This window comes from Streptomyces solicamelliae (assembly GCF_045348655.1).
GTDB classification, from domain to species: domain Bacteria; phylum Actinomycetota; class Actinomycetes; order Streptomycetales; family Streptomycetaceae; genus Streptomyces; species Streptomyces solicamelliae.
On sequence record NZ_CP160404.1, the window covers coordinates 7,185,652 to 7,200,841 of the forward strand.

The following is a 15,190-nucleotide window of genomic DNA, read 5'->3' on the forward strand; positions in this document are numbered from 1 at the left end:
GGCCCGGCGGCACTGGTCGCCCGTCCCGGCTGCCGCCAGGCTGGGCGGGTACGCGCAAGGCAGCCCGTGTGAGGAGACGACGTGCAGAAGGACAAGCAGCCGGAGTACCGCCCGGTGGTCTTCCGGGACCGCTCCGCCGGGTTCGCCTTCCTGACCCGCTCGACGGCCGACAGCGACACGACCATCGAGTGGGACGACGGCAACACCTACCCCGTCGTCGACGTCGAGATCTCCTCCGAGAGCCACCCCTTCTACACCGGCAAGGCCCGCACGGTGGACGCCGAGGGCCGGATCGCCAAGTTCGAGCGCAAGTACGGCGAGGGCAAGGAGTAGCCCCGGCCCTCACGCCTCATATGCAGCGGTACGTGAAGCTCCCTGTCGCGTGGTGGACCGTCGGGTCGGTGATCACCAGGCGCGCCGTCGCCCGGTGGACGCCCGGCCCGTGGAAGGTCCACAGCAGATGGAGCCGGGCCTCCCGCTGACCGCGCGCCAGCCGCTCGGTCAGCGGCTGCGACACCGTGCCGTCGCTCCGCTCCCAGCGGTACGTGAGCACGCCCCGGCGGCCGTCGGTGCGGACCACACCCACCACGTCCGCCGTGCCGTCGCAGCCGAGCTCGCCCTGCGGGGCGCTGACGGCCACCGACCGCACCGCCACTCCCGGCCCGAAGCGCCACCAGGCGAGGATCGCCAGGACGACCACCAGCACGACGGCCGCGAGCGCGTACCGGCGCGCCCAGCGGCGCCGGGGCGGCGGGCCCGGTACCGGCGTCCCCCCGGGCAGGGTGCCGTGCCAGATCTGCGCGGCCGTGGGTGTGTTCTGCGCACGGTGCACCGCCGCCGCGGTCACGCCGGGTCCGAAGCGCAGGACCGCGCCGTCGACCCGGTCGGGTGCCGCGGTGTCGGACACCGGGCGCTGGATCCAGTGGCTGCCGAGTTCTGTGGCGCTGTAGTCGTCGTCGTTCATGTGATCGTGCACCGCCGGATGAAGACCTGCTGGAGGGAACCGCCGTTCGCCGCGGCGGGGTCGGTGGTGGCGCGCACGCCCCAGTAGCAGCCCCCGCCCTGGACGGTGTGGCGGAGCGTCAGCGTGTACTGCGTCGCGCCCTCGCGACGGAAGGACTCGGAGCCGTCCGACGCGCCGGGGACGCCCTTCGCGTCACTGGTGAACCAGTCGACGGCCACCGTCACCGCCCCGGGCCCGTCCGTCGTGACCTCGACGACGGCCTCGGCCGAAGTCGGCCCGATCTGGCGCAGGCTCGTGACCGACACCGAGGTCACCGAGACGACGGGCGTCGGCGGTTCGGACGTGGTCGGAGGCGTGGTCGGCGGCTCGACCGGAGGTGTGGTGGTCGTGGTCCCGGGAGGCGTCGGCGGTTCGGTCGACGTCTCGTCCGAGGGCTCGGTGGTGGGCGTCGGGGGAGGCTCGGTACTGGTCGCCGAGGCCGACGGCTCCGCGCTCGGCGACGGGGACTCCGGCCCCGTACTCGTACTCGGCTCGGGCTCCTCCGGCACCGCGCTCGTCGTCGCGAGCGCCCGGGCGGCGGTCTCCTCCACGTCGGAGTCCGGGACGCCCGCGCTCGCGGCGATCGCGATCAGCACGGCCAGGACGAGCGCGGCGACGGCCGCCGGCAGTCCGTACGGGATCCGCCACCACGGGCGCGGCAGTGTCGTCGTCGCCAGCGCCGTCGTTCCCTCCGCCACACCGGCGGACAGCGGGAACAGCAGCGGCAGCAGGGCGGCGAGCGCCGCGAGCCGGCCGCGACCCCGCTCCTCCCAGTCCGGCCCGTACGCCGCCGTCGCCACCGCCTCCAGCTCGGTCACGAACGCCTCCGCGTGCTGCGGGCGCTCCTCCGGGCTCTTGGCCAGCCCCCGCCGGACCAGCGGCCGCAGCGGCTCCGGCACCTGCCCGTCCGGCACCGGCGCGTCCAGATGCTGCAGCGCCAGCTCCGCGACGTTGGCGCCCGGGTACGGCTTCCGGCCGGTCAGGCACTCGAAGAACGTGGCGGTCGCCGCGTACACGTCCGCCGACGGCGAGGCCGGGGCACCGCGCCACTGCTCGGGCGCCATGTAGGCCGGCGTACCGGCAGCGCCCGGCGTGCTGCCACGGCCGGTCGCGATGCCGAAGTCGACCAGCTTGGAGTGGCCGTCGGCGGCGACCAGCACGTTCGCCGGCTTGTAGTCGCGGTGCACGACGCCCGCCGCGTGCGCGGCGGCCAGGCCCAGCAACGAGCCCTTCAGCACCACCAGCGCGGCCTCCGGGCCGGTCGCGCCCTCCTGAGCGATCAGCGCGCGCAGCGGCACACCGTCGACCAGCTCCATGACGATGGCCGCGCCCTCGGGCGCCTCCACGTACTCGAAGAACCCCACGACATGCGGGCTGTGGAGCGCCCCGAGCAGCCTGGCCTCGGCGCGGAAGCCGTGCACGAACGCCTCGTCCGCGCACAGCTCCTCGCTCAGGTACTTCACGGCCACCGGCACCCCGGTCATGTCGTGCACGGCGAGCACGACACGACCGCTCGCCCCCGCCCCCAGCTCCCGGTGCTCCGTGTAGCCCGGGACCGTCCATCCGTTCATCCGTCCCCCCTCGGCGTCGCGCTGCCGCGCGAACCCCGTCGACAGGGACAGGATTCCAGCCACGGACGGTTCCCGACAGGCCTGTGGAAAACCTTACGTAGCGGACGAGGGGGCGGCTTCGGAACGCATTCGGAACGGCCTCAGACGGTCGCCGCCCTGGCGAGCGCCTCCCGGGCCGCCGACTCCGCCGCGCCCCGGTCCTCCTGGACGAGACCGACACGGGTCCGGCGGTCCAGGACGTCGCCCTCGTCGAGCGCGCCCTCATGCCGGACCGCCCACAGCAGTTCGGCCCCGGTGACGGGGTGGCCGGGGACGACGGGGCGGGCGAGCTCCGGGTCCTCGACGCCGAGCGCGTGCACCGCCGCGGCCTCCGTGCCGTAGCGGCGGACGAGCCGGGCGGGCACGTCGAGCTGTGCGAGGCGGCGCGGATGATCGGCGCCGACGAGCGGTACGGACGTGGTGCGGCACGGGCCGGCGGCCAGTCCGCGCGCGGCCACGGCGGCGTCGACGGCGTCCTGGGCCATCCGCCGGTACGTGGTCAGCTTGCCGCCGACGACGGTGACGACGGCATCGGGCGAGGTCAGCACGGCGTGCTTGCGCGAGATGTCCGCCGTGCTGCCGTCCGAATTCTGCGTGTCGAGCAGCGGACGCAGCCCCGCGAACGCCCCGACCACATCCGCGCGCTGCACGGTGACGTCGAGCGCGGATCCCAGGACGTCGAGGAGGAAGCCGATGTCGGTCTCGGGGACCTCCGGCACGTCCGGGATGTCGCCGTCCACGGGCTCGTCGGTGAGGCCCACGTACACCCGGCCGTCGCCCTGGGGCAGGACGAGGACGAAGCGGTTGGTCTCGCCGGGGATCGGGATGTGCAGACCGGCCGAGAGCCGGCCGAGGTCCTCGGAGCGCAGCACCAGGTGCGTACCGCGGGAGGGCCGCAGGCGGACGTCGTCGACGAGGCCGCCCGCCCACACACCGGCCGCGTTGACGACCGTGCGCGCACGGATGCGCAGTTCCTCGCCGGTGGTCTCGTCGCGCACCAGCGCCCCGTCGCCGCCGAGTTCGAGGGCGCGGATGCGGGTGAGGATCCGCGCGCCGTGGGCGGCGGCGGTGCGGGCGATCGCGGTGACCAGGCGGGCGTCGTCGGTGAGCTGGCCGTCCCAGGACAGCAGTCCGCCGCGCAGCCCGGTGGTGCGCAGCGCGGGGGCGAGGTGCCGGGTCTCGACCGCGGACAGGGTGCGCGGCGCGGGCAGCGTGGACCGCGAGGTGCGGGCGGCGGCCCGCAGCATGTCGCCCGCCAGGAACCCGGCGCGGGCGAGCGCGGCCTGGGCGCGGCCGACCAGCGGGGTGAGGGGGAGCACGAAGGGCTGGGCACGGACCAGGTGGGGGGCGGTGCGCTCCATGAGGACGCCGCGTTCGACGGCGCTCTCGTGTGCGACGTCGAGCTGCCCCACCGCCAGGTAGCGCAGGCCGCCGTGGATCAGCTTGGAGCTCCAGCGGGACGTGCCGAACGCGAGGTCGTGGGCGTCGATCGCGGCGACGCGGAGCCCGCGGGTGGCCGCGTCGAGCGCGGCGCCGGCGCCGGTCGCGCCGAGCCCGACGACCAGGACGTCGACCTCGGCGCCGTCGGCGAGTTCGGCGAGTTCGCGGCCACGGCGCTCGGCGTCGAGGGAGGAGCCGGTCAGGGCGGGACTGCTCGTGGGGTTCATGGGGTGAGGGTCCTCTCCAGCAGGGTGCGCAGCTCGTCGAGGAAGGCGGCTTCGCTCAGTTCGGGATCGGTCTCGTCGGTCATGGTGCGCAGCGAGAGCGTGAAGGACTGGACGACGAGGAGCAGCGACCGGGCCTGCAGGTCGGTGTTCCCGGCGCGTACGGACTTGTCCCGGTGCCCCTCGTCGAGCCCCGCGGCGAGGATCGCGAGCAGGGCCTCCTGGCTGGCGCCGCGGCGGTCGAGGACGTACGGGAGCAGCAGCTCGGGGTCCACGTCGAGGATCTTGTGGAACAGCGGGTGGGCCCGGAAGGCGGCCGCTCCCGCGACGAGCCCGTCCACGATCCGCTCCCGTACCGGCCGGGTGTCGTCGGCCGGCGGCATCGCGTCCTCGGCGACGGCGACCCATTCACGGGTCATCAGGTCGCCGACGAGGCTCCGCACGTCGGGCCAGCGCCGGTAGATGGTCATCCGGGAGACGCCCGCCCGGCGGGCGATGTCGGTCAGGGTCGTGCGCCGTACACCGACGGCGAGCACGCAGTCCCGTGCGGCGTCGAGCACGGGATCTGCGTCCGAGTGGTTGTGACGAATGGGCGTCATCTGTCACAGTGTAATGGCAGAGCGGGCCGAACGGCAGCTCCCTCGGTGAGATGAAGCATGACGAACCACCGAGAAGCTGTGAAATGGCCGCGAAACAGACCATGAACAAGACCGTGAGGACGTTCGAAGTGGACATGTTGTGGAGCGGCTGGGGCGACCCGGCCAAGGCGGCCCCGCTGCCCGACGCGGTGACCGGACTGCTGCGCGACCTGCTCGGCGTCACCCCCCGCGAGACCGGCCCGGCGACCCTCGACGACATCCAGGTCCCCGCCCCGGCCCTGACCGCCGAGGCCCGCGAGGCGCTGCGGGCCGCGCTCGCCGCCGAGGACGGCTTCCGCGACGACGCCGAGAGCCGCATCCGGCACACCCGTGGCAAGTCCACCCCCGACCTGCTGCGCATCCGCGCCGGCGAGGTCGAGGACCTTCCTGCCGCCGTCCTCCTGCCCGGCAGCCACGACGAGGTCCTCGCCGTACTGCGCGCCTGCGCCGTACACGGCCTGTCCGCCGTGCCGTTCGGCGGCGGCACCTCCGTCGTCGGCGGACTCCGCCCCGAGACGAAGCGGCCGTTCGTGGCGCTCGACCTGCGCCGCCTCGACCAGATGCTCGCCGTCGACGAGGTCTCCCGCACCGCCACCCTCCAGCCCGGCCTGCGCGGCCCGCAGTGCGAGGCCCTGCTCAATGCCCAGGGCTGGACCCTCGGCCACTTCCCGCAGTCCTTCGAGTGGGCGACCGTCGGCGGCTTCGCCGCGGCCCGCTCCAGCGGCCAGGCGTCCTCCGGCTACGGCCGCTTCGACGACATGGTCCTCGCCCTCACCGTCGCCACCCCCGAGGGCACCCTCGAGACCGGCCGGGTACCCCGCTCCGCCGCCGGCCCCGACCTGCGCCAGCTGATCCTCGGCTCCGAGGGCGCGCTCGGCGTGATCACCGCCGTGACCGTGCGCATCCGCCCGCTGCCGCAGAAGCGCGTCTACGAGGGCTGGCGCTTCGCCGACTTCCAGGCGGGCGCCGCCGCGCTCCGCACCCTCGCCCAGGACGGCCCGCGGCCCACCGTGCTGCGCCTGTCCGACGAGACCGAGACCTTCATCGGCCTCGCCCAGCCCGACGCCATCGGCGCCGGCGACGCGCCGCAGGCCGGCGGCTGCATGGCGATCGCCGGCTACGAGGGCACCGAGGAGGAGACCGCCGTCCGGCGCGCCGCCGCCCGCGAGATCCTGCTCGCCTGCGGCGGCGAGTACCTCGGCGAGGAGCCCGGCGACAAGTGGGAGCACGGCCGGTACAACGCCCCGTACCTGCGCGACGCCCTGCTCGACGCCGGTGCGTTCGCCGAGACGCTGGAGACCGCCGCCTTCTGGTCGAAGCTGCCCGAGCTGTACGCCGGCGTGCGCGAGGCCCTCACGGCCAGGCTCACCGAGGCGGGCACCCCGCCTCTGATCATGTGCCACATCTCGCACACGTACGAGAACGGCGCCTCGCTGTACTTCACCGTCGTCTCCGCCCAGGGCGAGGACGCGGTCGCTCACTGGGAGCCCGTCAAGGCCGCCGCCAACGACGCGATCCTGGCGGCCGGCGGCACCATCAGCCACCACCACGGCGTGGGCACCGACCACCGCGACTGGTACGCCCGGGAGATCGGTCCGCTGGGCATCCGTATGCTCCAGGCCGTCAAGGCCGAGATCGACCCGTCGGGCGTGCTCAGCCCCGGCGTGCTGATCCCGGTCCGCTGACCGCCAACCGTCCCCCGCTGCCCGACCGCCCACCCCTTTCTGCCCGTCCGGAGGCCTGATCCATGCGACAGTTCACCGCCGTCGTCAACCCCACCGCAGGGGGTTCCAGCGGGGCGGCGGGCCTGCTCCCGCTGGCCCGGCTGCTGCGCGAGGCCGGTGCCCGGCTCGACACCGTGTACAGCCGGAGCCTGGAGCACGCGCAGGAACTCGCCCACCGGGCGGGCGAACAGGGGCACGTCGTGCTCGCCGTCGGCGGCGACGGGATGGCGGGCTGCATCGGCGGCGCCCTGAGCGGCACGGACACGGTGTTCGGGCTCGTCCCCGCCGGGCGCGGCAACGACTTCGCCCGCGCGCTGGGACTGCCCACCGACGCCCCCGCGCTCGCGAAGGTGCTCCTCGAGGCCGAGCCGCGCGCCGTCGACACCATCGCGGTGGAGTCCGCGGTGCACCCGGGGATCTCCGTACTCGGCAGCGTGTACGCGGGTGTCGACGCGGTCGCCAACCGCCACGCCAACCGGTCCCGCCTGCTGCGGGGCGCCGCCTCGTACTACGCGGGCGGTCTCCGGGCGGTCGTGGCCTGGCGGCCGGCCGCGTACCGGATCACCGTCGACGGTGTCGAGCACGAGCGCAGCGGCTACACGGTCGTGGCCGCCAACTCCGGCTACTACGGCTTCGGCCGCAACATCGCCCCCGGTGCCCGCCTCGACGACGGCGTCCTGGACATCGTCGTCATCGGCGACGCGCCCAAGCGGCACTTCTTCGCCACGATGAACGAACTGAAGACCGGCGACCACCTGAAGCGCCCTCAGGTCGAGGTCCTGCGCGGCAAGGAGATCCGAATCGAGGCCGACCGCCCGATCCCGTACGGCGCGGACGGCGAGGTCGACGCGACCCTGCCGGTGACCGTCCGGGTCCAGCCCGGGGCGCTGAAGGTCCTGGCCTGACACGTGACGCCCGAGCACTACCGCAAGGTACTTACCCGGCGGTAATGTTCGGGCCCGTCCACGACATGGGGGAGTGGTATGGGCACCGTCACGACGTTCGATCCCGTCACCGAGCACGAGCGCACCCGCGACGTGCTGAGCACGGCGCTGCAGCGGCTGGTCCGCATGCTGGGCGAGGTCACCGACATGGACGCGCCCGCCGGCGTCCCCGACTGGACGGTCGGCGACGTCGGCGTGCACCTCGCGGCCGGATACCTCGCGTACGGCTCGACCTTCACGGGTGACCCCATGCAGTGGGAGGCCGTCGTGCCGCCGGGCGACCGGCCGTTGGGCGAGCGGGTCGCGGCCGTGAACGCGCTGTCCGTCAGTCTTGTCGGCAGCACGGAGCGCGCCCGCCTGGGCGAGATCGTCGCCGAACGCGGCGAGGCGTTCCTGCGGGCGACGAAGGGCCTCGCTCCGGACACCCCGGTCCCCGCCCCGTGGCTGGGCGACGGCGCGACCGTGCCGCTGGACGCCGCGACCGGGACGCTGCTCGGCGAATGCCTGGTCCACGGCCTGGACATCGCACGCGGCGCACGCCGCCCCTGGCCCGTCGACCCCGACGAGGCGCGCCTGGTGATCGGCCAGTCGATGCCGACGATGATGCCGCTGGCCGTGAACCGCGAGCGGGCGCGGGGTGTCCGGATCGCGTTCGACCTGGCGGTCAAGGGCGGCCCGCGGCTGGCGGTCGTCGTCGACGACGGAACGGTCACGGTCACCCGTGACGCCCTGCCGCGCCGCTACGACTGCCGGATCACGGCCGAACCGACCGCGTTCCTGCTGGCCTCCTTCCGCCGCGTCCCGCTCTGGAAGGTGATCGCCACCGGCCGGATGCGCGCCGGCGGCCGCAAGCCGTGGCTGGCGACCCAGCTCAGCCGCCTCATCGCGACACCGTGATGCCCGGCGTCACCTGATTTCTCCCAGGAGGTCCAGGTCTCCAGGTCGCGGTCACTGTCCCGCGCTCTCTCTTCGCCATGTGACGCGGGTCACGTCGGCCCCATGTCACGAACGGAAAGTCAGCCTGCGTCTGGTGGTCGTCCGTACGGCGGGAACGACCCACACGAAAGAGGCAGCAGAGCGATGAACGCGACAGCAGCGCAGCAGCACGAGGTCCTGGTCCTGGGTGCCGGCTATGCCGGGCTCTCCGCCGCGATCCAGCTCGCGGCCCGCACCAGGAAGCGTGGGAGCCTGCGAGTGACGCTGGTCAACCCCTACGACACCTTCACCGAGCGGCTCCGGCTGCACATGACCGCCACCGGTCAGGAGACGGCCGAGATGAACATCCCGGAGCTGCTGGACGGCACCGGCGCCGGCTTCGTCCGCGGCTGGGTCACCGCCGTGGACGCCGAGGCGAAGACCGTCCGCATCGACGACGACCGGGTCCTGCGCTACGACACTCTGGTCTACGGCCTGGGCAGCATCGCGGACACCGCCGCCGTCCCCGGCGTGGACGACCACGTGTACACCCTCGACAGCCCGGAGGACGCCGCCCTCCTCGCCGACCGGCTGGCCCGGCTCGACGGTGGGACCGTTGTGGTCGGCGGCGGCGGCCTCACCGGCGTCGAGGCCGCCGCGGAGATCGCCGAGCGGTACCCGGAGCTCGAGGTGGTGCTGCTGGGCCGGCAGGAGCCGGGCGCGAGCATGCACCCGAAGGCCAAGGCCCACCTGGACGCGGCACTCGCCCGGCTCGGCGTGCGGGTGCGCAGCGGCGTCGAGGTGGCCAAGGTGCTGCCGGACAGTGTCGAGCTCGCGGACGGTTCCGGCATCCCGGCGGGCGCGGTGCTGTGGACCATCGGCACCCGTGTCTCGCCGCTGGCGGCCGCCGCGGGCCTGACCGTCGACGAGCGCGGCCGTGTGGTCACCGACAACGCGCTGCGCTCGGTCTCCCACCCGGACGTCTATGCCGTGGGCGACGCGGCGGCGATCCGCCAGGGCTACGGCGTGATGCACGGGACATGTCAGGGGGGCATGCCGACCGGCGTGCACGCGGCCCTGTCGATCCTGCGGGTGCTGGCCGGCAAGGAGCCCAAGCCCTTCCGTTTCGGCTATTACCACACACCTGTCAGCCTGGGCCGGAACGATGCCGTCGTGCAGTTCACCCACCCCGACGACAGCCCGCGCCGGATCGTGCTGACCGGCAAGCGGGCCGTGAAGTACAAGGAGACGGTCAGCGCCGCGCCGTGGCCGACGTTCGCCCGTATGAAGAAGATGCCCGCCTCGGGCGCGTTCTGGCCGCGCGGCGGCCGCTACACCCGGATTCGGAGCGCCAAGTGACCCAGCCGCAGCAGGCCGGCCCCGACCAGCTTGCCTTCCAGCAGTACCGCACCCTGCTCTTCTCCGTCGGCTACCGCATCCTCGGCACCGCCGCCGATGCCGAGGACGTGGTCCAGGACGCCTGGCTCAAGTGGTCGGCGGCCGACCGTTCCCAGGTCGCCGACCCCAAGGCCTACCTGACCCGTATCGTCTCCAACCTGGCGATGGAGCGGCTTCGTTCGACTCGCCACCAGCGCGAGACCTACGTCGGGCCATGGCTCCCCGAGCCGATCCTCACCGGTCCGGACACAACTGACGGCGTCGCCACGACGGACTCTGTCTCCATGGCCCTGCTGGTCGTGCTGGAGACGCTGAGTCCCCTGGAGCGGGCGGTCTTCGTGCTGAAGGAGGTCTTCGCCTTCAGCTACGCGGAGATCGCGGAGGCGGTGGAACGCTCGGAGGCGGCGGTCCGGCAGGCCGCGCACCGCGCCCGCGAGCACGTCCAGGCCCGCCGGCCCCGTTTCACCGCGGACCGCGCCCGCCAACGCGACGTCACCGAGCGCTTCTTCGCGGCGACGGCCGGCGGCGACATCAACACCCTCATGGAGCTGCTCTCCCCGGACGTGACGCTGTGGACCGATGGCGGCGGCAAGGTCCGCCAGGCCCTCAAGCCGGTCGTCGGCCTGGAGACCGTGGCCCGTTGGTTCGCCGCGCTCGGCACCACGACCTACCAGGGCATCGAGCCCGGGCAGATGCGGGCCGAGCTCACCCGGATCAACGGCGGCCCGGGCGTGGTCTTCCGGGGCCCGGACCGCGTGGTCGCCACGCTGACCTTCGACTTCGACCCGGAAGGCCGCATCTCGACCATCCACAACGTGGCCAACCCCGACAAACTCTACGCAGTCGCCGACGGAACTCGGCACGAACTCCCGTGAGCCGCCCGATCGTTGTCGACACCCTCCGCAACCGCTGTGCGAGCCCGGACCCGCCGCCCCGGCACAGCCCCTGCCCAGGTGGAAGCGGACGCGAATCACATCCCTTCAGGGCGGGGAGGGCTCAATCCTCGAACCACACGACGAGCCGGACGTTGCCCTCGCCGTGCACGCCGGCGAGAGCGCGCATGACCGTCCACACCGGTTCCCAGGGGCCGTCGGCGGGAACGGCGTCGCGACGCCGTTCCCGCTCGGCGCGGAAGACGGTCGTACCGGCGTCCCATTCCGTGCCCTCGGCCCAGAGGTCCGCGATGCGGTCGGGGTCGACGGTCAGCGTGTCGATCCCGGCGGCCCGGGCGAACCCGCGGCTCCAGTCGTGCCGGTGCAGCAGCTCCAGGCCGCCGTCCGGCCGGCGCCGGTACCGCGCGATGCGGGTCGCCCTCGGGATCGCGGGCTCGTCCCAATCCGCGGCGAGCACATCGTCCCAGCCCAGCCACGAGGCCCCGAACGCGGCCTCGCCCCAGGAGGCATGCTCGGCGCGGGCGGTCTCCGACACGTCGTCGGGCAGACCCCGGTCGGCGGCGACCGGACGCCAGCGGCCGCCGACGTCCCGTACGCCGAAGAGGCAGGCGAAGCCGGCGTAGTCGCGGGTCATCCCGAGCATGGACAGCTCGACGGCCGCGAACCAGGCGGTCTCGTCGTGGTCGAGGCCGGGTCCCCAGGTCCGGCACTCGACGAAGCCGTGTATGTCGGTCCCCACGGTAGGGCCGTCCCCCTCAGCCGTTCGGTACGGGCGTCAGGTCGTGCACCAGGAAGTGGAGCTGGACGTCGTCCACGGTGTCCGCCCACAGGCCCTCGGCGTCGAGCACCGAGGCGGCGACCATCCGTGCCTCGGCGACGAGTTCGGGGTCGTACCGGAAACCGGGCCACGGCAGGACGGGGAAACCGTGCGCCTCCCCGTAGGCGCGTACCCGGGCGATGTCGCCCAGGACCGCGGCCGGCAGCCCCTCGTTCGCCCAGGCCCAGAGCCAGGTCTGCTGCGGCAGGCTCACGCTGCCGATCATGGTGAGCCGGCCGGTGAGGAACACCCGGCCCGCCCGCGACCAGGTGATCCGCGCGTCGTCCGTCGACCAGTCGTACTGCACGTCCCCCGAGAGGCCGAAGTCCTCCACCATCCGGGCCTGCCGCCCACGGGCGCGCTCGCGGGCCGCGAGCACGACCGCCTCCCAGTCGGAGTGGTCGTGCGTCGAACGGTCGTCCACGGGGCGCCTCCTCGTACGGAACGGATCCGCACGATCCTCGCATCCGGTGAGACGGGCGCGTGCCGGGGGCGTGCCCGGCGCTACTTGTACTGCGCGATCTGGATCAGGTTGCCGCAGGTGTCGTCGAGGATCGCGGTGATCACCGGGCCCAGGTCCAGCGGCTCCTGGGTGAAGACCACACCGAGGCCGCGCAGCCGCTCGAACTCGGCCTTCACGTCCTCCACCGCGAAGGAGGTGTGCGGGATGCCGTCCGCGACCAGCCCCGTCTGGTACGGCTTCACCACGGGGTGCACGTCGGGCTCGAGGACCAGCTCCGTGCCGTCCGGCTCCTCCGGCGACACGACGGTCACCCACTTGTGGTGCTCGCCCATCGGCACCTCGTGCTTCTTCACGAAGCCGAGCACCTCGGTGTAGAAGCGCAGGGCCTTGTCCTGGTCGTCGACGAAGACGCTGGCCAGGTTGATCTTCATGGGGTGCTCTCCGGAGCTCGGGGCCCGAGCCAACGCGTCACGATGCGCTCGAGCGGTTCGGTGTTCAGATCGTGGAACTTGTAGCGGCCCTCCCGCCGCGTCCGGACCAGGCCCGCGGTTTCGAGCACGGCGAGGTGCTGGCTGATCGCCTGCCGGGACAGCCCGATGCCGTGCCGGTTCGTCAGCCGCACGCATATCTCGAACAGGGACTGCCCGTCCCGCTCCGCCAGCTCATCGAGGATGGTCCGTCGGGTGGGGTCGGCCAGGGCCTTGAAGACATCGTCCGTCACGACTCCACGATAGGCAAGCAACGACTTGCATGACAACTCGGGCGGACCCTGCAGTCCCCGCCGCCCCGTCCCACGGCTGGAGTAGGGTGATCACGTCGTGATCGAGGTCCCCGGGACGCATCGCGGCGCCGTCGGCGCCCGGTGACGCGCCTCGAAAGGATCCGCCAGGGCGTCCGGTAGAAAGAGAGCATCGTGAGTCACCAGCCGCCGGAGTCCTTCGCCGCCGTCGACGCCCTCCTGGCCGCCGTCGACGACGGCAGTGTCCTGCCCGTACCGCCCGAGCGGGTCCGCCTCCGCGAGGCGGCTGGCCTGACCCGGGCCGCCGTCGCACAGGCCCTCGGCGTCCGCGTACCGAGCATCGAGGCATGGGAGGACGGCCGCGCCGAGCCGCGGGGCGAGCGCCTGGAGGCGTACCGCAGACTCCTCGACGGCCTGGCCAGCCGCTATCCGCCGGCCACCCCGGACGAGCCCCCCACCCCGCAGCCCATCGCCCCCGAGCCCCGGCACCCCGCCGCGTCGGCGTCCGGCCCCGGCGCACGCACCACGGACCTCCCCGAGCCGCCGGCCCCACAGCCCACCGCTCCGGAACCCCGGCGTCACGCCCCGACGGCGCCCCGCTCCGGCGCGCGCCCCGCGGCGGCCGCCCCCGACGCACGCTTCGCCCACGGTCCCCTCGCGGTCCTCGACGTGGACGCCGACGGCGGGCTCCTGGCGTACTGCGTCGGCGGCCTCGTCCTCGACGTCCCGGCGACGACCCTCCCCGAACTCGTCGAGTGGACCCTGACCGAGGCCCGGATCGGCGCACCCCGCCTGGACGGCGCCGGCCGGGACGCCGACCCGCTCGTCGTCCTCACCGCGGCCGCCTGCGAGCGCTACGGCCTGCCTGTGCACCTCTCCGACGAGGAGCGGCGGGCCGGCCGGCTGCCCGAGGACCACCCGGCCGCCCGGGCGATCGAACAGGCCGGATGGCGGCTCACCCAGCGCGGCCTCGGCCCGTGGGCGCGCATCTACCGCCCCGCGCAGGGCGGTCGTCGCCAGTGCGTCCAGCTGTGCGTCCCGGGCTGGCAGGCCCTCGACGCCCGCCACTGGGGAGACACCGCCGGCCTCCCGGCGCCCGAACTGGCGCGCCTCCTCGGCACGTACGCGACACGCGTGACGACCCCGCGCGGCTCCACGGCGGTCACCGGCCTGGAGCTGATGACCGCCCTGCGCCCCCCGACCCGCGCCTCCGCCCCCGACGCGCGCGGCGTCCGGCACAGCGAGCACAACCCCGGCAGCCTCGGCACGGAGCCGGTCGACTGCGCGCCGTGCGAGGCCCCTGACGGCCACCCGCTCCTCGCCGACCTGCCCCGCTTCCACCAGCGCGGCCCGGCCGAGATGCTCCTGGAGGAGGCGTACGACTGGGCCCGCCCGCTCACGGACGACGAGTGCATGCGCAGCCATGTGGTCGGCCTCGACGTCAACATGGCCTTCGCCGCGGCGGCGAACGGCGCGCTCGTCGGCCTGGCCCAGCCCCCTGTCCACGTCACCGACCCCGTCTTCGACCCGAAGACCCCCGGCTCGTGGCTGGTCGACCTGTCCCACGTCGACCTGTCCCGCGTGAAGTCCGGCAAGCAGTGGGCCCAGTTGGACCCCAGCCTGCTGCCGAGTCCGTTCACACCGACCGGCGAACGCCCCGAGGGCCCGGCCTGGTACGCCACCCCGACCCTCGCGTACGCGCAGGAGCTCGGCTACGACGTCGCGCCGACCGAGGCGTGGGTGCGCCCGGAGTCCGGGCGGTACCTGGACCCCTGGTACAAGCGGCTCCGCGACGCGTACGTGACGACGATGGCCGAACTGGGCGTGACCGACGACCTGACGCCGGCCCGGCTCCTGGACGCGATGGCCGCCGCCCGGCAGCAGGACCCCGAACTCGCCGTCGTCCTCTCGGCGATCAAGGCCACCGTCAAAGGCGGCATCGGCAAGCTCCGCGAGCGCCCCCGGGGCGGCGGCTGGCGGCCCGGCCGGCCGTGGCCCGCGCTGCTCCGTCCGACCTGGCGGCCCGACATCCGCGCCACGGTCATCTCCCGCGCTCGGGTCGGCATGCACCGCAAGATCGTCGCCCTCGCGGCGGCGACCGGGCGCTACCCCGTCGCGGTGCTGTCCGACTGCGCCGTGTACGCGGCCGACGGGCCGGGCGTCCTGGACGTCCTGCCGTACGGGCCCGACGGCAGAACGGCGCCCGGCTCGTTCCGGATCGGGGTGTCGCCCGGCATGGTCAAGCACGAGGGCACCCAGACCGTCCTGTGGGCGGAGGGCGTGCGAGAGGAACTGGACGCCCCGGAGCTCAACCTCGCCCGCCACATCAAGACCGGCGAGGTCACGGCCCACGACGACGGACAGTAGGGGAGGGCGGCGGAG

General features: G+C 73.8%; 15 protein-coding genes. 7 read left to right on the forward strand and 8 right to left on the reverse strand.

Features of this window, described 5'->3' with window-relative positions:
• Window positions 1-81: 81 nt before the first annotated feature.
• Window positions 82-333, forward strand: a complete 252-nt coding sequence (locus ABZO31_RS33165) for a type B 50S ribosomal protein L31 (protein ID WP_406865037.1) — start codon at window positions 82-84, stop codon at window positions 331-333.
• A gap of 16 nt (window positions 334-349) precedes the next feature.
• On the opposite strand, the gene ABZO31_RS33170 is transcribed toward ABZO31_RS33165, so the two are convergent.
• The 4 genes from ABZO31_RS33170 to ABZO31_RS33185 all read right to left on the reverse strand — a co-directional run bounded on the left by ABZO31_RS33170 (window position 350) and on the right by ABZO31_RS33185 (window position 4,876).
• A complete protein-coding gene (locus tag ABZO31_RS33170) occupies window positions 350-964 on the reverse strand; it encodes a hypothetical protein (protein WP_406865038.1) in 615 nt (204 codons plus the stop codon).
• On the reverse strand, window positions 961-2,574 hold the full coding sequence (locus ABZO31_RS33175) for a serine/threonine-protein kinase (RefSeq protein ID WP_406865039.1): 1,614 nt from the start codon (window positions 2,572-2,574) through the stop codon (window positions 961-963). Before ABZO31_RS33175 ends, ABZO31_RS33170 begins: the two co-directional genes overlap by 4 nt.
• 140 nt (window positions 2,575-2,714) lie before the next feature.
• Window positions 2,715-4,280, reverse strand: a complete 1,566-nt coding sequence (locus ABZO31_RS33180) for a glycerol-3-phosphate dehydrogenase/oxidase (protein WP_406865040.1) — start codon at window positions 4,278-4,280, stop codon at window positions 2,715-2,717.
• Window positions 4,277-4,876, reverse strand: a complete 600-nt coding sequence (locus tag ABZO31_RS33185) for a TetR/AcrR family transcriptional regulator (protein WP_406865041.1) — start codon at window positions 4,874-4,876, stop codon at window positions 4,277-4,279. The genes ABZO31_RS33180 and ABZO31_RS33185 overlap by 4 nt, the downstream gene beginning before the upstream one ends.
• A 128-nt stretch (window positions 4,877-5,004) precedes the next feature.
• On the opposite strand from ABZO31_RS33185, the gene ABZO31_RS33190 reads away from it, so the two are divergent.
• The 5 genes from ABZO31_RS33190 to ABZO31_RS33210 all read left to right on the forward strand — a co-directional run bounded on the left by ABZO31_RS33190 (window position 5,005) and on the right by ABZO31_RS33210 (window position 10,771).
• A complete protein-coding gene (locus ABZO31_RS33190; protein ID WP_406865561.1) occupies window positions 5,005-6,600 on the forward strand; it encodes an FAD-binding oxidoreductase in 1,596 nt (531 codons plus the stop codon).
• A 62-nt stretch (window positions 6,601-6,662) separates the two neighbouring features.
• On the forward strand, window positions 6,663-7,544 hold the full coding sequence (locus ABZO31_RS33195) for a diacylglycerol/lipid kinase family protein (protein ID WP_406865042.1): 882 nt from the start codon (window positions 6,663-6,665) through the stop codon (window positions 7,542-7,544).
• Window positions 7,545-7,622: 78 nt separating this feature from the next.
• On the forward strand, window positions 7,623-8,480 hold the full coding sequence (locus tag ABZO31_RS33200) for a maleylpyruvate isomerase N-terminal domain-containing protein (RefSeq protein WP_406865043.1): 858 nt from the start codon (window positions 7,623-7,625) through the stop codon (window positions 8,478-8,480).
• A gap of 183 nt (window positions 8,481-8,663) precedes the next feature.
• Window positions 8,664-9,857 carry an NAD(P)/FAD-dependent oxidoreductase gene (locus tag ABZO31_RS33205; protein ID WP_406865044.1) on the forward strand — a complete coding sequence of 398 codons (1,194 nt, stop codon included), beginning with the start codon at window positions 8,664-8,666 and terminating at the stop codon, window positions 9,855-9,857.
• Window positions 9,854-10,771 carry an RNA polymerase sigma-70 factor gene (locus ABZO31_RS33210; protein ID WP_406865045.1) on the forward strand — a complete coding sequence of 306 codons (918 nt, stop codon included), beginning with the start codon at window positions 9,854-9,856 and terminating at the stop codon, window positions 10,769-10,771. Before ABZO31_RS33205 ends, ABZO31_RS33210 begins: the two co-directional genes overlap by 4 nt.
• 121 nt (window positions 10,772-10,892) lie before the next feature.
• Here ABZO31_RS33210 and ABZO31_RS33215 read toward each other — a convergent pair whose 3' ends face one another.
• The 4 genes from ABZO31_RS33215 to ABZO31_RS33230 form a co-directional block, all read right to left on the reverse strand.
• Window positions 10,893-11,528 carry a hypothetical protein gene (locus tag ABZO31_RS33215; RefSeq protein WP_406865046.1) on the reverse strand — a complete coding sequence of 212 codons (636 nt, stop codon included), beginning with the start codon at window positions 11,526-11,528 and terminating at the stop codon, window positions 10,893-10,895.
• A gap of 16 nt (window positions 11,529-11,544) precedes the next feature.
• Window positions 11,545-12,030, reverse strand: coding sequence for a DUF6882 domain-containing protein (locus tag ABZO31_RS33220; protein WP_406865047.1), 486 nt, complete (start codon window positions 12,028-12,030; stop codon window positions 11,545-11,547).
• A gap of 80 nt (window positions 12,031-12,110) precedes the next feature.
• Window positions 12,111-12,500, reverse strand: a complete 390-nt coding sequence (locus tag ABZO31_RS33225; RefSeq protein WP_406865048.1) for a VOC family protein — start codon at window positions 12,498-12,500, stop codon at window positions 12,111-12,113.
• The gene (locus ABZO31_RS33230) at window positions 12,497-12,790 is read right to left on the reverse strand and encodes an ArsR/SmtB family transcription factor (protein WP_406865049.1); all 294 of its coding nucleotides are present in this window, start codon (window positions 12,788-12,790) and stop codon (window positions 12,497-12,499) included. Before ABZO31_RS33230 ends, ABZO31_RS33225 begins: the two co-directional genes overlap by 4 nt.
• 192 nt (window positions 12,791-12,982) lie before the next feature.
• On the opposite strand from ABZO31_RS33230, the gene tap reads away from it, so the two are divergent.
• On the forward strand, window positions 12,983-15,175 hold the full coding sequence (gene tap / locus ABZO31_RS33235) for a telomere-associated protein Tap (RefSeq protein ID WP_406865050.1): 2,193 nt from the start codon (window positions 12,983-12,985) through the stop codon (window positions 15,173-15,175).
• Window positions 15,176-15,190: the final 15 nt, after the last annotated feature.